The 18,673-nt window shown below is 64.8% G+C and carries 16 protein-coding genes and 1 tRNA gene; 6 read left to right on the top strand and 11 right to left on the bottom strand.

The genetic code is table 11. The features are described 5' to 3' along the window. Positions 1–158 precede the first annotated feature (158 nt). Entirely contained in the window at positions 159–488 is a 330-nt protein-coding gene (locus IEY07_RS10140) for a hypothetical protein (RefSeq protein ID WP_188895119.1), read from the bottom strand. Positions 489–798: 310 nt separating this feature from the next. On the opposite strand from IEY07_RS10140, the gene IEY07_RS10135 reads away from it, so the two are divergent. The 4 genes from IEY07_RS10135 (at position 799) to IEY07_RS10115 (ending at position 4,363) form a co-directional block, all read left to right on the top strand. Then, positions 799–1,470: a TetR/AcrR family transcriptional regulator gene (locus tag IEY07_RS10135; RefSeq protein ID WP_188895118.1), complete on the top strand. Its 672-nt coding sequence runs from the start codon at positions 799–801 to the stop codon at positions 1,468–1,470. Next, positions 1,467–2,792, top strand: a complete 1,326-nt coding sequence (locus IEY07_RS10130) for a glycosyltransferase (protein ID WP_188895117.1) — start codon at positions 1,467–1,469, stop codon at positions 2,790–2,792. The genes IEY07_RS10135 and IEY07_RS10130 overlap by 4 nt, the downstream gene beginning before the upstream one ends. Positions 2,793–3,023: 231 nt before the next feature. Beyond that, a complete protein-coding gene (locus IEY07_RS10125; RefSeq protein WP_229669924.1) occupies positions 3,024–3,545 on the top strand; it encodes a sigma-70 family RNA polymerase sigma factor in 522 nt (173 codons plus the stop codon). Further along, entirely contained in the window at positions 3,545–4,363 is an 819-nt protein-coding gene (locus IEY07_RS10115; RefSeq protein WP_460809286.1) for an anti-sigma factor, read from the top strand. Before IEY07_RS10125 ends, IEY07_RS10115 begins: the two co-directional genes overlap by 1 nt. 379 nt (positions 4,364–4,742) lie before the next feature. On the opposite strand, the gene IEY07_RS10110 is transcribed toward IEY07_RS10115, so the two are convergent. Continuing rightward, entirely contained in the window at positions 4,743–5,192 is a 450-nt protein-coding gene (locus IEY07_RS10110; RefSeq protein ID WP_188895115.1) for an SRPBCC family protein, read from the bottom strand. A gap of 205 nt (positions 5,193–5,397) precedes the next feature. Here IEY07_RS10110 and IEY07_RS10105 point away from each other — a divergent pair, with 205 nt between their 5' ends. After that, entirely contained in the window at positions 5,398–6,291 is an 894-nt protein-coding gene (locus tag IEY07_RS10105) for a ferritin-like domain-containing protein (protein ID WP_229669923.1), read from the top strand. 1,321 nt (positions 6,292–7,612) lie between these two features. On the opposite strand, the gene IEY07_RS10100 is transcribed toward IEY07_RS10105, so the two are convergent. The 3 genes from IEY07_RS10100 to IEY07_RS10090 form a co-directional block, all read right to left on the bottom strand. After that, positions 7,613–9,730 (bottom strand): ArnT family glycosyltransferase, encoded by a 2,118-nt coding sequence (locus IEY07_RS10100; RefSeq protein ID WP_188895428.1) that lies wholly within the window; start codon positions 9,728–9,730, stop codon positions 7,613–7,615. A 2-nt stretch (positions 9,731–9,732) separates the two neighbouring features. Next, positions 9,733–10,569, bottom strand: a complete 837-nt coding sequence (locus IEY07_RS10095; protein ID WP_229669922.1) for a dolichyl-phosphate beta-glucosyltransferase — start codon at positions 10,567–10,569, stop codon at positions 9,733–9,735. Positions 10,570–11,063: 494 nt separating this feature from the next. Next, positions 11,064–11,136: transfer RNA gene (locus IEY07_RS10090), tRNA-Ala, on the bottom strand. 285 nt (positions 11,137–11,421) lie between these two features. On the opposite strand from IEY07_RS10090, the gene IEY07_RS24095 reads away from it, so the two are divergent. After that, the gene (locus IEY07_RS24095; RefSeq protein WP_229669921.1) at positions 11,422–11,592 is read left to right on the top strand and encodes an SGNH/GDSL hydrolase family protein; all 171 of its coding nucleotides are present in this window, start codon (positions 11,422–11,424) and stop codon (positions 11,590–11,592) included. A 98-nt stretch (positions 11,593–11,690) separates the two neighbouring features. On the opposite strand, the gene IEY07_RS10080 is transcribed toward IEY07_RS24095, so the two are convergent. The 6 genes from IEY07_RS10080 to IEY07_RS10055 form a co-directional block, all read right to left on the bottom strand. Beyond that, the gene (locus IEY07_RS10080) at positions 11,691–12,326 is read right to left on the bottom strand and encodes a histidine phosphatase family protein (protein ID WP_188895111.1); all 636 of its coding nucleotides are present in this window, start codon (positions 12,324–12,326) and stop codon (positions 11,691–11,693) included. Continuing rightward, positions 12,323–12,691 (bottom strand): ribosome silencing factor, encoded by a 369-nt coding sequence (gene rsfS / locus IEY07_RS10075; RefSeq protein WP_188895427.1) that lies wholly within the window; start codon positions 12,689–12,691, stop codon positions 12,323–12,325. Before rsfS ends, IEY07_RS10080 begins: the two co-directional genes overlap by 4 nt. Before the next feature lie 49 nt (positions 12,692–12,740). Then, positions 12,741–13,487: a nicotinate-nucleotide adenylyltransferase gene (nadD, locus tag IEY07_RS10070; RefSeq protein ID WP_373288824.1), complete on the bottom strand. Its 747-nt coding sequence runs from the start codon at positions 13,485–13,487 to the stop codon at positions 12,741–12,743. A 40-nt stretch (positions 13,488–13,527) separates the two neighbouring features. Beyond that, positions 13,528–13,671 carry a hypothetical protein gene (locus IEY07_RS10065; protein ID WP_188895109.1) on the bottom strand — a complete coding sequence of 48 codons (144 nt, stop codon included), beginning with the start codon at positions 13,669–13,671 and terminating at the stop codon, positions 13,528–13,530. Positions 13,672–13,688: 17 nt separating this feature from the next. Further along, a complete protein-coding gene (locus IEY07_RS10060) occupies positions 13,689–15,020 on the bottom strand; it encodes a glutamate-5-semialdehyde dehydrogenase (RefSeq protein ID WP_188895107.1) in 1,332 nt (443 codons plus the stop codon). 401 nt (positions 15,021–15,421) lie between these two features. Next, on the bottom strand, positions 15,422–18,604 hold the full coding sequence (locus tag IEY07_RS10055; protein ID WP_188895106.1) for a DEAD/DEAH box helicase: 3,183 nt from the start codon (positions 18,602–18,604) through the stop codon (positions 15,422–15,424). Positions 18,605–18,673 lie beyond the last annotated feature (69 nt).

The following is an 18,673-nucleotide window of genomic DNA, read 5'->3' as shown; positions in this document are numbered from 1 at the left end:
AGAGAGGTGGCCTCCACATGCGTTGCGGGTGAACGCATCAGCACCTGGCGCCGGGTCGACAGGTCTGGCACGTCCAAATTCCAGACCGTCACCTGTTCGGCACCGGCACACAATCGGATGGATCGAACGGGTCACTCATGACCCGCGTACCGCGGCTGCTATTGCTGGTCGGAGAAGGCGGCAGCTATACCGAGCGCCATGATCGCGATCAAGCTGGTCATCGCGATCGCCAGCCAGATGATTGCGGCGTGAGGCAGGTTCACATAGCTGCTTCCGTCAGCGCCGTAGCCGCTGCTGGGACTCGTGGTCGCGTGCGCGCCGGTCGCGATCTCGACCATGCAGAACGCCACGATCGCGATCAGCAGGCCACTCACCAGAACCAGTACTGCGCGTGCCCTTCTCCGCTTCCTGTCCACCTCACCCCGGTTCGGAGCGCCGGTACCGCCACCGGCATGCCTGCTCATCCCGGTGCCCTGCACCTCACTCAACCTCGTCTCTCCAGCCACCGGTTTCACCACCGCCAGACTCGATGAGGGCTTTGAACCTGGCCAGATCGCTCTTCAGTGCAGGGTGCGTCATCGAACTGCCCGACCTCCTCGGCCCCGCTCATGAACTCCGGAAACGACTCGAAGTGCGGCCATCAGATCTCACTCCCCAACTCGGTCAGGAACGATTCAGTCCCGGCGGTACCCGAGCCTCGCCCCATAAAACTAGAAAAACTAGCGACTACGGATTCATCATTCCGACGTATCTCTCGACTTCGTTACAGTTAGACTGTAATTAAATGAAGGAGGCGTGATGCCTGATGCAGCCCGGTATCCGAAGCGATCCGCGCATGCAGCGCGAACCCGGGAGGCGATCATCGCCGCGGCGGCCGAGCTATTCAGCGCGCAGGGGTATACCGGGACGACGATGAAAGCGATCGCCATCACCGCCGGAGTGTCAGTGGAGTCGGTCTATCTGGCCGGATCGAAGTCGTCGTTGCTAGCGACGGCCATGACGGTCGCGTTCACAGGACGGGAGGGCGATCGGCCGTTGGCGGAGGACCCGGCCTATGCGGCCGTCTTCGCCCTGCCTGATCCGAACCTCGCCCTGAATCGCTACGTAGAGCTGGTGTCCGCCTCGATCGCCCGATCGGTCGGGCTCTGGCGTACCGCACGCGCGGCCGCAGACGTTGAGCCCGAGATCCGGCGACTCTTCGATGAGGTCCTCGCCCGCCGCCGATCCGACCTGGAGCTGGCTGGACCGTGGCTGGTCGCGCACCGACTGATCACCCCTGCTGAGGCGGACGACGTCGTCGCGAGTCTTTCCGTGCTTGTCTCTCACGAGGTCTATGAGCACCTCGTCGTGCAGTTCGGCTGGCCGGTCACCAAGTATTCGGCCTGGCTGCGTTCCGCGATCGACCGGCTCATCCTCAACTCCGCCGATCGTCCGGCCGAATCGAGTCCCACCGAACAAGGAAGACCATGACGACCTTTCTGCTGTGCGCCAACCCGCTCTACGGCCACGTCAATCCAATGCTCGCAATCGGTAGTGACCTCCTCGCTCGTGGCGATCGCGTCATTCTCCTCACCGGTTCACGCTTCCGGGAATCCGCGACCGACAGTGGCTTGGAGTTCCGGTCCTTCGGTGGCGTCGCCGACTTCGACGAACGCGACCCCGCCACCTTCGTGCCGGATGCACACCGATACCGCGGACTCAAGCTCTCGCAGTATCAGGTCGAGTCGACCTTCATCCGCCCGATCCCCGACCAATGGAAGGCGCTGTCGGCGACCCTCGCGACGGAGTCCGTCGACGCGGTGCTGATCGACAGCCTGTTCGCGGGCGCCCTGCCACTCCTGCAACAGCCGGTTGCCGACCGGCTGCCGGTCATCGCGATCGGCATCGGGCCGCTCGCCCAACTCAGCGTCGACACACCGCCGGCAAACTCGCGCATCCGGATGGCCCCCGGCCAGCTTGCACGGTTGCGCAACCGCGTCCTGAATGTCGCGGCACAGCGGGTGTTCTTCGCCCACGCCCAACACCTGGCCAGTCAACTCATCCGAGAAGCCGGAGGTCGCAAGCCCCAGGGGTTCGTGATCGACTTCTCTCGTCTTCCTGACAGGTACCTGCAACTGGGGCCGCGCGAGTTCGAATACGAGCGCCGTGACCTCTCCGGAAACGTCCGGTTCGTCGGCACGCTACCTGCCTACCGTTCGGCGGCCAGCCGGACCGAGCTTCCCGGCTGGTGGGACGAACTGGCAGACGGTCGTCCCGTCGTTCACGTCACGCAGGGAACCCTCGACAACCATGATCTCAGCATGGTGATCCGGCCGACGATCGACGCACTGGAAGATCTTGATCTCCACGTCATCGTCTCCACGGGCAGGGCGCCGATCCGATCGGTCGGTCCGCTCCCGTCCAACACACGTGTCGCGGAATTCCTGCCCTACGACAGGCTGCTGCCGCTCTGCAACGTGATGGTCACCAACGGCGGTTACGGCGGCACGATGAATGCGCTGTCTGCCGGCGTCCCGCTCGTCGTGGCCGGTGCCGCCGAGGACAAGCCGGAGGTCGCTGCTCGCGTCGAGTACTTCGGGGTCGGCATCGATCTCCGAACCGGCCGCCCCAGCTCGGCGCAGCTCCGGAAGGCGATCCAAGCCGTCCTCGCCGATCCATCATTCCGTGAGCATGCCGCCGATATGCGCGAGGCGATCGCCGGGTACGACCCATTCCGCGCCATTCGCCGGGAAATCGACGCAGCCCTGGCTGAGCGCGAATCCGACGACGTCCGTACGACAGCACCCGAGTGAGGGCCGGAAGCACAGACGCCACAGCACGTGCATGAGGCAAGAGGCCTTCGACCTGCGAGTGTTGAATGGCAGGCTGACATCCAGACCAGACGGCACACGGGAGAAACCGCGTCCCCGTCCCCGATCGGCTGGTGCTGACGCCAGCAAGATCGCGCTGCGGTCCGCTGATCTTGTTCCGATGTGGCACAGTGAATGGTCGTGACGGGGTCCGGAGCGGCACTCGATGCTCTGATGCCTCGCATCGCAGCCGGTGATCAAGAGGCGTTTGCGACGTGGTACGACGCGACGTCGGCGATCGCGTACGGGATCGTTCTGCGGGTCGTACGCAATCCGGCGCTGGCTGAAGAGGTCACACAGGAGGTCTACGTCGAGGCCTGGCGGCAGGCGACCCGGTTCGACCCCACTCGCGGCTCATCGCTGACCTGGCTGAGCACCATCTCCCGCCGAAAGGCCGTTGACCGGGTACGTTCGACAGAGCGCGCGGCACGCAGGGACGAGAGAGCGGCCACCGTCGCTATCGACGTGGAAGACCCATCGGACCTGGTGGTGCTTCAAGACGAATGGCGGCGGGCACGGTCCGCCGTAGACACCCTCAGCGCTGCCCAACGTCAGGCGATCGAGCTCGTCTACTTCAGCGGCTGCACCCACCGCGAAGTAGCCGAACTCCTGGACATCCCACTGGGAACGGCCAAAGCCCGGATACGCGATGCGCTACGACAATTACGCCGGAAGCTGGAGGGGAGGAGCACCTGATGACTGATCTCCACCGAGATGCCCCGCTCTACGCTGTGGGGGCACTCCCTGCCGACGAGGCTGAGCGATTCGAGGCACACCTACGCGACTGTCCTCGATGCCGGGCGGAACTCCAGTCGACCCGCGACGCGACGACCCTCTTGACCCAGAGCATTCCGGTTGCGCCGCCCGCCCGCCTGCGCGAATCGATCCTCACAAGGATCGCCAGCACCCCGCAAGAAGAGCCTGATCCCCACCAAACCGACGCGAGCGCACTGCGGTCCTCGGTCGACGTGTCCGACAACTTCGCGGCGGACGAAACCGTTGATCAACGACCCGGGCACAGAGCGGTCGTCGAACTGCGGAGGCGAACACGCCGACCAGTCCTGGTGCGGAGAATCCCTTATCTTGTGGCCGCTGTGGCACTTCTCATCGCGTTCACCGCAAGTCTCTGGGGTTGGCAGTCGTACCGGACAGCAGCCCGTGCCGACCGCCAGCAGCAGCTCATCTCGCGGCTGATCAGTTCACCGGACAGCGTCTCGCGAACGGCATCGACGCCAGGCGGAGGCCGCGGTGCTGTGATCTTCTCCGAGATGCAACAGAAGGCCATCTTCGTGGGAACCGATCTGCCTGCGCCATCGGGTAGCCAGGTCTATCAGCTGTGGACGATCACGGACGTGCCGAAGTCTGCAGGGTTGATTACGTCGACCGATTCCACCGTCGTTGTGACCTTGCCACAGGCGGCCCTGACCGCCCGCAGCGTTGCAGTCACAGTGGAAAAGCAAGGCGGATCATCGACTCCGACCGGAAATCCCGTGATGAGCTTCCGGCTCTCCTGATCTGTGCTCTGCCCAGTCCGAGATCGACGGGCATTCCACCGAGAACACCTCACGATCGTTGCGGCTACCACAACAAACATGGATTGTGGATCGATTAAATCGATTAAATCGATTAACAGGCCATACCCGGCAGACCGTGAATACCAACTTTCTGTAACTTTGACCCGCGCGAGCCTGTATCTTTCCAATATGGGGCCGAGGGACCCCGAGCGACGAGACACAGCACGACTCCCCCGTCACTGTTTGTGTGTCTCGTCCCGTCTCCCGCCCGGTCGTCGATCCAGACCCCCGACTGTGGTCCGACCGGGCGGGGGATACGGGCCGGACGCGACCAGAACCACTTCACTCCCCAGTGGCGTTGGAACGCTGTTTCCGCCAATCACTCGACCTCGTCGCGAATGCGCTCCAGCGTGGAGCGCATATTGCGCATGTTGGTTCGCGTCCGGGCTCGGCCGGCTACCGCCCAATAGAGCCGCAGAACCCTCGACGGCACGGCAGCGAAGTACTCGCGGACATCGGCACCCTGGGATGTCGGGGTGATTTCATAGCCCCAGCGCATAACGGGTCTATCGATTCGCCCGACCGTGAACTCGAACCGCCGACCAGGTTCGCAAGCGGTCACGACACAGGGCGTCCAGTACACCGGTCCGCGACCGTTTCTGCGTACGTGACCTCGAAAACGGGCGCCAATCGCAGGTCCGCTGGCGCCATTGGTCCATTCGCCTTCGAACGTCTCCGGACTGTAGCGGCCGATTCGTGTCGGATCGCTCACCAGTTCCCAGATCCGGTTCGGATCGGCGTTCATCGGCAGTGTCACTGATCCCTGCATCATCTGACCCTACCCAGCGCACCGAGCTCGGGCTCAGACAAGACGCCGGGAAACGCGCCAATCGCCGTCCGGACAGGAAGATGTTGCTGATTCGTCCCATCCAAGGTGCGGTTGGCGTCGAACCACTCACAACTCTGGGACGAGACGCCCCAGGGCATCGACTCGGAAGAGGTGTGAGGTGTTCGGACGCAAGACGATGATCACGATGGTCGATCAGAGTGCAGAGAACCCTAGTGAGCGGAGGAAGTTCCTCCGAGCGGCGGGACTCGCCGGTCTGGGAGCCGTCGGGGCCGCAGCGGTAGTGCGCAGCGGCAGCGATCTGGCGGAGGCGGCGCCGAATGACGGAACCGTTCTGAACTTCGCGCTCAACCTGGAATACCTGGAGGCACAGTTCTACGCCCATGCCGTTCACGGACACGGGATTGACAGTTCACTCACTCACGGCAAGGGCACCCACGGCAAGGTCATCGGTGGCCACAAGGTGCCGTTCCAAACCAAACGCATCCGCCAGTACGCTGAGGAAATCGCCGGAGACGAGCTGCACCACGTCAAGTTCCTGCGTAAGGCGTTGGGTTCGGCCGGCGTCGCCCAACCGACGCTGGACCTGAGGTCCAGCTTCAGCGCCGCTGCCCAGGCCGCGGGACTGATCAAGAAGGGACAGGACTTCGATCCGTTCGCCAATGAGGACAACTTCCTCCTCGGCGCCTACATCTTCGAGGACGTCGGCGTGACCGCATACAAGGGTGCGGCGCCATTGATCAACAACAAGACCTATCTGGAGGCAGCGGCCGGCATTCTCGCGGTCGAGGCATATCATGCGGCCACGATCCGTACGTCACTGTACGAACGCGAGATGTACCTGCCCGCTCGGAAGATCTCCGCTGCGCGCGACAGTCTCGACGGCAAGACTGATGACGACAAAGGCATCCACTGGAGCGGCGGGTCGAACATCACCCCGACCAGTGGACATGCGATCGCCTACAGCCGAACGCCTGGTGCCGTCCTGAACGTGGTGTACCTGAATCCGGGAAAGGCGACCAAGGGTGGCTTCTTCCCGGACGGCGTGAACGGCGACGTTCACACAAGCGCCACGCATTGACAAGACGCGGGCGAGCGCGCAGATCCTCACCATCGTGCGCGGCTTCGGTCTGGACGAGGACGAGGCCTCCTTGGAACTCGTGCGGGCCGACGCCCAGCGGCTCAAGTGCCACGACTCGGCGAACTTCTCGTCGCAGGCCGAGCTTTCTCGGTGCCGATCACGATCCGGAGCCATCGGATTGGGACGAGCCTTCGGAAGAGCCGGAGGTGCCCGAACCAGAGCCGGCAGTACTGGAGTTGCTGGCCTGGCCAGTGGAGCCCGTACCGCTCGAATCCTGGCCGCTGGAGCTCTGGTCGGAGGGATCGCTGTCGGCCGACTGATCGTCCGATGGGGCGTCGGTTGATTCCGAAGTGCTGGAGCCCGAGGGATCTGATCCACCGGTCGGCTGGCTGGAAGGCTGGTCAGCGGATGACGGGTCTTGATCGCTGGCGGATGAATGAGGCTGCGGGCTGGGCGAACCGCTGTCACTCGAGCCGGCGGGATCGTCTGACTCCTTGGACCCGTCATGACCGGGTCGATGCGAATGCGTGCGATGGACGAGTTCGCTGGCGGTCGTGGTTCCGTGCTGACCGTCGAGTGTGCGGCCTGTCGCCAGCTCGATACCGGCGATAGCCCCGAAGGCGATCACGAAGACAGTTATCCCGCCGACCAGCGAACTGATCAGCAGCCGACGCGACCTTGGTCTGCGGACTGACGGCGAAACAGGTTCGTCGGACTCCAGAGAGCCGTCGACTTGCCGGGCCGGCCTGTGCGGTGTGGCGTCCGTTTCCCGCAAGGTGATCGAGGAGGGCAGCTGCGTCTCTCGGGTGCTACGACCCGGCGTCCTGCTGAGTGCTATCCGGGCAAGCTGATGGGTTCGCCGTATAGAAGCGGTGTAGACCGAACCCAGCACCGCAGCACAGATGCTGGCCAGTGCGGCGCCGACGACAGTGCCGGCGACGCCGAGACGAGACCCGATTACCGCAGCTGTCATGGCAGCCAACGCACCACCGAACAGTTGCGGCATAGACACATCGAGGAGCTTCGGTCTCTCGGTCGTCACATCCGGGTGATGCGGCTGTGGGCGGCTTGTGTCATCGGTTCTGTCCTGGGAGTCGAGACTGGAGCGATGGCGATCCGATCCGGGAGAAGTGGCGTCTGATTTGTCCATGGATTCGATGACGAGGCCCTCTACTGCGTTGCCGTGTACAGATGCTGGTCGTCGTCGACCGTCGGAAGCCCAGGCTGCCGGCCTGTCCATCATGCCCTCGACCAACGGGAGTTCAAGAGTTCGCCGACGGCTCACAGGAACAACTCGGGCCCTGGCGGAGCCAGGGGCCGGTCATTTGGTCAGGACGTAGACGGTGGTGCCGCCGATGGTCGTGGTGGTGTAGTTCTTCTCGACCCATGAGGTGATCGCGCTGGCTGCGCTCGATCCACCGCCCGGCCCACCGGCACCGCCCGATTGGCCGGCGATGAAATAGGTGACCTTGCCCTCTTTGACCCAGGCTTTGAACTGGGCGAGTGTCGGAGCGTTGTCGGAGCCGGTGAAGCCGCCGATCGGCATCACCGAGGTGTCGGTCGACAATTCCAGTTCTGCCGCGCCCTGCGCTCCGACGGTAGCCGCAGACCAGGTGGTGGTCGTGGCCTTCAGTGCACTGATCAGCTTGCTACTGGTCGCACCGCCGATGTCACCGCCCATGCCCTCACCCATGGTGCCGCTCATGGTGTCGTTGCCGCCGCTTGACTCGGTACCGCCAGGAAAACCAGATCGGGACCCCGAGTTGCTACCCGGAGTCATTCCTTCCGGTGGGTTACCGGTCTGCCGGTTCCCGGTCCTGGTTCCCTCGGAGCCGCCGGGTGCACCCTGCATCCCGCCCGGAGCACCGCCGCCGGCGTTACCCACCCCACTCATGCCGGAACCCGAGGTGGCCACCGCAGTGGGGATGCTTCCCGTGTGCGCAGTCGCCGCAGTCCGTACGCCCCAGTTCCCGACCGGCACCGCCACCGCGAGAACCGCCAGCAGAGCGACCAGAGGAGCCAGCCGAGCGATCCGGTTCCGCCCGGTCCAACGCAGCACCAACCCCGCCACGGCGACGGCTCCCAATCCGGCAGCCAGGATCACGTACCAGCTGCTGGTGTCGTTGTGCGCCAGCGTGTAGGCGCCGTAGCCGGCGGTGGCCGCGACCATGCCGATCATGATGAGGTGGGAGGCCGTGTCGTGCCGCTCCCAGAGCTGGCGGCCGGCGAGTGCCACCAGCGCGGCGATGGACGGTGCCAGCGCGACCGAGTAGTAGGGGTGGATGGTCCCCTGCATGAGACTGAACGTCAATCCGGTGACCAGGAACGATCCACCCCAGACGATGGTGGCCGCACGCAGCTGATCGGTCCGCCGGGCTCTGGCAGTCAGCCACACCAAACCGAAGATCGCAATCAGCGCGGCGGGGATCAGCCAGGAGATCTCCAGGCCGAACTCATCCCTGAAAAGCCGCAGCAGGCCACTCGAGCCACCGAAGCTGGAGTTGCCTCCCCCGGGACCTCCGCCCTGGGCGGCACCGCCACCACCGTTGCCCGTGCCGCCGAACAGGCGACCCAAGCCGTTGTAGCCGAAGGCCAGCTCGAGCGGGCTGTTGTTCGTGCTGCCTCCGATATAGGGACGGCTCGACGCGGGCCACAACAGCACGACCACGATCCACCACCCGGCCGACGCCACCAGACTCGCTCCAGCCAGTCCGAGCTGCCAGATCCGGCGTACGAGATGACGCGGGCCAGCGACCAGGTAGGCGGCGGTCAGAGCGGGCAGCACCAGCAATGCCTGGCCACTCTTGGTCAGAAATCCGAAACCCAGCGCGACTCCGGCGAGCACCAGCCATCGAGTCTTGCCATCCTGGATCGCACGCGTCATCGCGTAGGTCGCCGCGACGACCAACAGCAGCAGGACCGCATCAGGATTGTTGAATCGGAAGATCAACACTGCCGCCGGCGTCAGGGCGAACAACCCTCCGGCAATCAACCCTGCCACGGGTCCTGCGACACGTTTGACCGTCGCGTACAGCAGCCACACCGACGCCACCCCGGCGAGCGCTTCCGGGACCAACATGCTCCAGGTGCTGTAGCCGAAGATCCGCGCCGACAGTCCCATCAACCACAACGAGGCCGGCGGCTTGTCGACCGTGATCGAGGCAGCCTTGTCGATCGCCCCGAAGAACCAGGCCTTCCAACTCTCCGACCCGGCCTGAACCGCCGCGGCGTAGAAGGAGTTGGCGTTGCCCTCGGAGCCGAGGTTCCACAGGTAGAGCACGCCGGTACCCACCAGCAGCATCACCAGCGCCGGCAACACCCAGCGCGGGTCTCGCCGCCGGGCGGGAACAGATTCAGTAACGGAGTTGTCGGACACGGAACCGCCCGGTGTGCTGATGGAGGCCGTCGCCGGCGCTTCCAATACGGTGGAATGGCTCATGATCATGCCGCCTCTCCGAAGGTGTCCAAAGCAGCCGAGCCGCGATGATCACGCCCGGCGGGGATAGCGTCACCAGCCGGCGGCGCCGACGCTGGTTCCTCCATCTCTGCAACGGATCGCCGGAAATAGTCGACCTGCGTCCGGCGGTTACGGATCCGCCACATGCCTTGCAGATCCTTCATCGCCGTGTCGACCACGTGGACTCTGCTGTCGGGGTCGTCCGTCCAGTCGACCGGAACCTCGTAGATGCGCAGACCGAGCCGCTCGGCGAGGACCAACAACTCGGTGTCGAAGAACCAACCCTGATCCGCGACCGATGGCAGCATCTGACGGGCAACGTCACGTCGAATCGCCTTGAACCCACACTGGGCGTCGCTGAAGCCGACCCGCAGCGAGACCCGGAGCAGTCGGTTGTAGATCCGGGAGATGTATTCGCGCTTCGGACCGCGAACCACGCGAGCACCGCGCCTCAACCGGCTACCGACGGCGATCGCCGAGTGCCCGGTCAACAGCGGAGCGACCAACGGCAACAGCGCCCTCAGGTCGGTCGACAGATCGACGTCCATGTAGACGAGCACCAACGATTCCGACGACAGCCAAGCGGTCCGCAGAGCCCGACCGCGTCCCTTTTGATCAAGACGCAGATACCGAACGGGTTCGATCTCGCTGGCCAGATGTTCGCCGATCGACTGGGTGCTGTCCGTGCTGGCGTTGTCGGCGATCGTCACCCGCCAACCAACGGGCAGGACCTCCTCAGCACAGGCACACACCCGGCGGACGCTGGACTCCAACGCCGCTTCCTCGTTGTAGACCGGAATCACGATATCCACAACGGGCACAGCGCGATCCGATGAACCGATTGTCAGTGCACTCGGCAAGGCTCCACGAGTTGGCATGGTAGGCGATGTCATGCGACAAGGCTGGCTTGATACCTTGTCAGGCCCGTGGGCTGAACCTGTTAGTCCGCTAGGAGATTCCTACGTCCACCGAGGTCATCGGCGGCGGCGGGGCCGTGCGGCACGGGAACGGTAACGCTCACCTACGTTCGAGACGTCGAGGCCGGACCGGGCTGGATGAGTCCGTCACGACGTGGTTCTGCACCTGATTGCTGAAAGGACACACCTGACCCGAGTGTTGATCACCGGAGCCTCCGGATTAGGAGGCCGCCCGATCCCGACGCATTCCCGGCCTCCGGCGATCTCGTCCGCTGCGACACCCGAACGTACACCGATGTCCGAGCAACCGTCGAGGACTGCGTCGCCGTGGTGCATCTGGCAGCGTGGCACATCGGCCACCAACCGCCGATCAGCGATGACCCGACTCATCACAAAAGTGGAGCTAAGGGGATTCGAACCCCTGACCTTTTCCATGCCATGGAAACGCGCTACCAACTGCGCCATAGCCCCTCATCGCAGCTCTCGCAGAGCGTCAAACCCTGCGTGAACAGCGGATGCGATACTAGCGTGCCGAGCCCGGTGAAACGAAATCGGCAGGACCACTCGGTGTTCGAGGAGGAACAGGATGCCAGCAGGGACCACCAGGATCATGTGTTTCGGCGATTCGCTGACTTGGGGCTGGGTGCCGGTGGCCGGTGCCGCACCGAGCTATCGCTACGGCCCGGACGAGCGCTGGACCGGAGTGCTGGCGAACGGAGTTGGGCAGCGACTTCGAGATCGTCGAGGAAGGTCTCAGTGCCCGCGCCACAGCTGCTGGTCTCCCCGCCTCCGGTTGCCGATCTCGCCGATCCCCGGTTCACCGAGATCTTCGCCGGCGCCCAGGAGAGGTCACGGGAACTGCCGCGGATCTATCGCGCGCTGGCGGCGTTCACCGGCGCTCCCACTTCTTCGACGCCGGCTCGGTGATCAGCACCGACGGCGTGGACGGGGTGCACTTCACTCCGGACAACAACCGTGATCTGGGTGTCGCACTGGCAGCGGAGGTCCGGAAGATCTTCGGATAGTCAGGCGACCCGGTCGTCATCCGGTACGACGAACTCGGCATGCGCGTTGTAGGCGCCGATGAACCAATGACCACGAGGATGGCGCTCCAGGACCACCCACGCACAGTTGCGCAGGCTGCCGAGCCGGTCCCAGTCCAATCCGAGGAACTGACCGATGCCGACGCGGCCGGCAGTCCCGTGCATGGTGATCACGACGGTCGCATCATCGTCGATGGCGTGGATGATGTCGACGAAGGCTGCCGCCGCCCGGCGGGCGACCTCGCCGCTGGTCTCACCGGTCAGCGAACGTCGTACGTCCTCCCCTGCGTCGACCGCCGCGACCAGTCCGGGATCGACCTGTGCGGCCTCGTCGTGGGTCAGGCCCTCCCAGCTGCCGACGCTGATCTCCCGCAGCCGCCGGTCGTAGTTGATCTCCAGCCCGGTCAGGTCAGCGAGCGCCTGCGACGTCTGCGCGGCCCGCGACAGATCGCTGCTGTAGATCGCGACCGGCTTCAGCTCCTTGATCACCTGGGCAGCGGCCGAGGCCTGTTGCAGTCCAAGATCATCGAGCGGGATGTCGGCCTGGCCCTGGTAGCGACCGGTCGCGTTCCAGGACGTACGTCCGTGCCGCCAGACGATCACCCGGCGGGCGGTCATCGGGCCTCGTCGATGTCGAGCTCGATCTCCGGGCAGTCGTGCCAGAGCCGTTCCAGTGCATAGAACGTCCGCTCCTCGACGTGCTGAACGTGCACGACGACATCGAGATAGTCCAGTAGCACCCAGCGTCCTTCCCGCTCCCCCTCGCGGCGGACCGGCTTGGCATCCAGTTCGCGAAGCTTCTCCTCGACGCCGTCGACGATCGATGCGACCTGGCGTTCGTTGCTCGCACTGATGACCAGGAAGACGTCGGTGATCGCCAGCTGCTCGGACACGTCGTACGCAACGATGTTGGTGCCGAGTTTGTCGGCGGCCGCCTCGGCGGCGGCGCGTGTGAGCTCCAGCGCCCGTTCGGTGGCAGTCAGGATGTCCCCTTCGTCAGGATTGGCGTCATCAGGATTCGTGTCATCAGGATTACTGGTACGGATCGTCGAAGAACTTGCCGATATCCGGTAGCCGGTTTGCCGGAAGCGTACCCGCGCCGCTGTGGCCTTCGAACTGTTGACGATCGTCGTCATGCTGGTAGAGGCCGCGCTTGGCGATGTATTGCACGATGCCGTCCGGTACGAGATACCAGATCGGCTCTCCTGCAGCGACGCGCACCCGGCAGGCGGTCGACGAGATCGACAGGGCTGGCACCTCCATCAGGGTCAGCTGGCCGTCCGGCACCTGACCGATCGGCGGTTCGGTGAGCTCGTGCCCGGGACGGGTGACGCCCACGAAGTGGGCCAGGTCGAAGAGTTCCTCGACACCGCGCCAGGTGAGGATCTGCGAGAGCGCGTCCGCACCGGTGATGAAGTAGAAGTCGACATCGTCGCCGCGTTCGGTGCGCAAGTCATGCAAGGTGTCGATCGTGTAGGTCGGGCCGGGACGGTCGATGTCGATCCGGCTGACCGTAAAGCGGGGATTCGAGGCCGTCGCGATGACCGTCATCAGATAACGGTCCTCGGGCTCGGAGACCTCTTTGTCCTCCTTCTGCCAGGGACGCCCGGTCGGGACGAACACGACCTCGTCCAGAGCAAACCGGCTGGCCACCTCGCTGGCGGCCACCAGGTGGCCGTGGTGGATCGGGTCGAAAGTGCCACCCATCACGCCCAGACGGTAACGGCGCCCCGATCGAAATCGGCGGGTACGTGCCAGTCCGGCAGTTCGTTCAGTCACTTCGTTCAGTCACTCGGTCTTCCTCGCCTCACAGCGGATGTCAGCTGTGCGGGCGACCTTTACCGATCGACAACACGATCGCCATCATCGACAGCAGACAGAGGAAGGCGATCAGTCCGAAGATGATCGCCGGGACAGGCAGGTTGTGCGTCTCCAGCGCCACGAGCTGCAGGGCATGCGTCATGAAAAGCGAGTTTATCCTCACGCCCTGGTCTGGCCCGAACCGGTGACCACGTACTTCGTGGTGGTCATCTCCGGCAGGGCCATCGGGCCCCGGGCGTGCAGCTTCTGGGTCGAGATGCCGATCTCGGCGCCGAATCCGAATTCGCCGCCGTCGACAAACCGGCTGGACGCATTCACCAGGACCGCAGCCGCGTCGATTTCGGCCACGAACCGCTGGGCCGCCGGCTGCGAGTCGGTGATGATCGTCTCGCTGTGACCCGTCCCGTAGCGACGGATGTGGGCGATCGCCTGGTCGAGGGAGTCGACCTCGGCGACCGCGATGTCGAGCGAGTTGTACTCGGTCGCGAAATCCTCGTCGGTCGCCGGCACGACCGGCGTTGCCGGGCTCGCGTGGATCGCGACCAGAGCGTCGCCGTGAACGGTCACACCGGCGTCCGCGAGCTGTTTGAGCGCCTCGGGCACGAAATCCTCGGCGATCTCGCGGTGCACCAGCAGAGTCTCGACCGCGTTGCAGACACTCGGGCGCTGCGTCTTGGCGTTGAGCAGGATGTCGATGGCCATGCTGAGGTCGGCATCCGCATCGACGTACAGATGGCAGTTGCCGACACCGGTCTCGATCACCGGCACCTGGCTGTTGGCGACCACATGGCTGATCAGCCCGGCCCCGCCCCGCGGGATCAAAACATCGACCTGGCCACGAGCGGCCATCAGCTCGTCGGTGACCGAACGCGGGCCTCGTACGAGTTGGACCGAGTCGGCCGGCAGCCCGGCTTGGGTGAGGCCCCGACGCAGCGCCTCGGTGATCGCCGCGTTCGAATGGGTCGCCGACGACGATCCCCGCAGCAGAGCGGCGTTTCCGGACTTGAGGCAGATACCCGCCGCGTCGGCCGTCACGTTGGGACGGGCCTCATAGATGATCCCGACGACTCCGAGCGGGACCCGGACCTGGCGGACCTGAACCCCATTGGGATTGGTCCACCCACGCACGACATCGCCGACCGGATCCGGCAAGCCCGCCAGGGAACGCAGGCCCGCGGTCATCCCCGCGACCCGTTCCTCGGTGAGCCGAAGTCGGTCGACCAGCGCCTCAGAGGTACCACCCTGCTCAGCTGCTGCGACGTCCTCGGCGTTGGCCGTGAGGATCTGCCGTACTGCGTCGTCGACAGCGTCCGCCATCTCGTGCAGCGCGTTGTCCTTGGCGCCCCGGTTGGCCCGGGCGAGGATGCGGGCCGCGCGGCGTGCCCGGGCCGCCTGCTCCGAGACCGTGTGCTGCCCGGTTGGAGCCTGGTGTGAATCGCAGGAGGTACGAGCGGCTAGCTCTGACGTGCTCGGACCGCGGTCTTGTGTCACGTCTCGATTATGACCAACTTGGTTGCCGGACTCCGAATGTTCGGTCCAGCAGGATGTGAACCGTATGAAAAGCCTCCGTGACCAGTGCGACGGTGGCCGACGTCAGCGGCCTGACGGCTGAAAGTTGCTGGTGCAAAACGGACTCGAGTTCGGTGCCTCCCAGCAACGCTACGTCGATAGATCGACTGAGCCGCCGAGGTACGGCGTCCTCCGCAACGCGAGCGCCGACCCGAAATACCTGCCGCTGGCACCGCAGACCGAACTACCTCGATGCTTCGAGGCCGCTCCGCTGGCTACTGCTGGCGGTGACTCGCTCAGTCGCCGGACCAACGCCCGTACGCCTGCGGTGCGCGCCGGTCGCACGCCGTCCGCGAGCGACCGGTCCCCTCGGGAGATGACGGTCAGGCGATCAACTCGCGGATCTCGCCCGCGGTGAGCTTGCTGCTGGCCGCCGTCCCCCCGTTCATCACGCTGGCGAAGAGTTTCGCCTTGTCCTCCTTAAGGGCCATCACCTTCTCCTCGATCGTGTCCTTGGCAACCAGCCGGTAGACCATCACATTCTTGGTCTGGCCGATCCGATGGATCCGGTCGATGGCCTGCTGCTCGGACGCGGGATTCCACCACGGGTCGAGCAGAATGCAGTAGTCGGCTTCGGTGAGGTTGAGCCCGAAACCACCGGCCTTCAGGCTGATCAGGAACACCGGCGCCTCGCCGGACTTGAACTCCTCGATCACCTTGCCGCGGTTCTTCGTCCGGCCGTCGAGGTAGGCGTACGGCACCTCGCGCGCAGAGAGCAAGTCGCCGACCTTGCCCAAGAAGGTGGTGAACTGGCTGAAGATCAGCACCCGGTGCTGCTCGGCGAGGATCTCGTCCACCAGATCGCCCAACGCCTCGAGCTTGGTGCTCGGCACGTCGGCGTACTGATCATCGTGCAGCGATGCGTCCAGACTGAGCTGGCGGAGCAGCGTCAGCGACCGGAACACCTCGAACCGGTTTGCTTCAAGATCATCCAGCAGGCCGAGAATCTTCTGCCGTTCGCGGTGCAGGTGGGTCTGGTAGACGCGCCGATGCTTGGGCAGCAGGTCAAGCGCGATCACCTGCTCCTGCCGCGGCGGCAGCTCGGAAGCCACTTGTTCCTTGGTCCGCCGCAGCATGAACGGCCGGATCCGGCGCCGCAGCCGTTCCAGCAGCAGCTGCGACTCGCCCTTCTCGATCGGCTTGGCGTACTCGTCACGGAAATCGGTCGGCCCGCTGAAGAGACCGGGCGCTGTGATCGAGAACATCGACCACAGCTCCATCAGGTTGTTCTCCATCGGAGTGCCGGTGATCGCGAGCTTGAACGGCACCTCCAACATCCGGACGCAGGTGTAGGCCTGGGACCGGTGGTTCTTGACGAACTGTGCCTCGTCCAGGATCAGCCCCGACCAGGGCACCCTCGTGTAGCTCTCGAAGTCGATCCGGAGCAGCGTGTACGAGGTCAACACCAGATCCGCCTGTGCGACCAGCTCCCGCAGTTGTTTGCCGGACTTCTTCTGCGTCTCGGTGATCACTGCGACCTTGAGGTCCGGAGCGAAGCGTGCCGCCTCGGCAGCCCAGTTGCTGATCACGCTGGTCGGTGCGACGACCAGATAGCGTACGGGCCGGTCCGGACCCGCCTGCTGCTTGGCGTGGCAGATCAGTGCCAGCGTCTGCAGGGTCTTGCCCAGTCCCATGTCGTCGGCCAGCACACCGCCGAGATCGTGATCATGGAGGAACGCCAGCCAGTCCAGACCGTCGCGCTGGTAGTCGCGCAATTCCGCGGTGAAACCGTCGGGGATCGGGATCCGGTCCAGCTCGGCCCCGACGCCCAGTCCCGCGACGATCTGACGCCAGTTGCGGCTCTGCTCGAAGTCGACTCCGAGCCGTTCCAGATCGTCCCACCAGTCGACCTGGTAACGGCTGATCCGGACCCCGTCGGCCGTCGGCTCGCCGATCGCCTTGGCTTCCTCGATCAACTCCTGCAGCTGTTTGAATTCCGGCTTGTCGAGCCGGAAGTATTTACCGCTGGGCAGGATCATCATCCCGGTGCCCTTGGCCAGCGCCTTGAACAACTCGGTGAACTGCACCTTCTCGCCATCGACCTCGATGGTCACCGACAACTCGAACCAGTCCCGCTCGCCGCGGATGTCGTCGTTGCGGACCTTGATCAACGGCGGCCGCTGGGCCTCCCGATACTCCGGCAGCTCGCCGTCGTAGATGATCACCAGCCCTGGTTCGCCCTCCAGCCGCGGCAGTACCTCGGTCATGAAGATGATCATGCCATCGGTCCGCAGCAGATTGCGTGGGAGCAAGGATCGCGACACCGTTTTGTCCAGCAGCACGTCAAACCGCTTGAGATCCAGCCGGTTCAGGATCTGCTGCTCCGCGACAAGATCACGATCGCCCTCCCCTGGGCCGACCAGCAGCGAATGCCGCTGGCCCGGATCGTCGTCGGAATTGCGATACCACCAGTCCCAGCGCAACTCCATCTGATGATCGGACTTCGGCCGCAATTCCAGCGCCAGCTGCGGAACCCGCGGAGCCGGCGGGTTGAAGCTGTGGTCACGGGAACGAACGCTGATGTTGGAGCGCAACTGCGGGAAGTAGTCGTTCAGGAACCGCTGCTCGTCGGCGACCGGCACCACGACCCGCTGGCCGATCATGATCAACCGTGACATCGCGGGTGTCAGGGCGTGCTCCAGCATGCCGATCCGCAGCGTGGACTGGTCATCGCGGCGTACGACCAGTTGTTGCGGCACACCGACCACCACGACCGTACTGAGATCGATCTCCCGGTCGCCGACCGTGAGGGTCGGCACGAAGATCAACTCCTGGTCGTCGCGATGGGCCTCGAGATGCACCCGCGCCGGCTCGTCGTCCAGGATCACCGGATCGTCGGCGCCGTCGCCCAGTATCGTGATCCCCGCCTGTGTGGCGTCGCGCAACAACGCCCACAGCGCCGTACTGGAGACGTCGTCGAGCCGTTTCCAACCGTGCTGATTGGCCCACTGGTCACGGCCGAGCGCGCGGATCGCCGACAGCACCTGATGCTGGGTCTGGTCGTATTCGTAGGACGGCACGGCGGGGCTGAACAGGTGCCAGCCAGTATCGCCGCGGACCCAACGCCCGCTGCGACCGATGCCCAGCGGGCGCCCGCGTAAGGTCTCGTGCTCGCGCGGCCGGAATTCCAGCTGCAGCGCCAGCTGGTTCTCCTGACCGTGCCGCTGGACCAACGGATCCAGCATCCGCTCCCAGGAAGCCGGTGCGTCCTCGGCGACCAGGTTCGGCTGTCGCGCACTGATCAGGGTCGCGGCGACATGCTTGCAATTCAGATGCACCGCGCACGAACACACCCCGACCACCGGACGGGTCGGATCGCCACCGGAGAAGAGGATGTTGACCCGGTACGGCTTGGGCAGGGTCCCGATGACGACGCCGTCCAGCACGGTCTGGCCCTGGGACCATCGGACGCTCTGCACCCGACCGGTCTCGTGATACTCCAGACCACGGAAGAGCGCATTCCAGCCGACCAGATTGCCGATCGCGTCATCCGAAAGATCGATCATCCACTCCCCGCCTGCCACCGGTATCCGGACACGTGGCCCCAGCCTAAACACCGACGCCGACAATGCCGG

The organism is Microlunatus endophyticus, assembly GCF_014646195.1.
Taxonomy (GTDB): domain Bacteria; phylum Actinomycetota; class Actinomycetes; order Propionibacteriales; family Propionibacteriaceae; genus Microlunatus; species Microlunatus endophyticus.
Note: the sequence above shows the minus strand (reverse complement) of the source record. Positions and strands in the feature narration are given on the sequence as shown.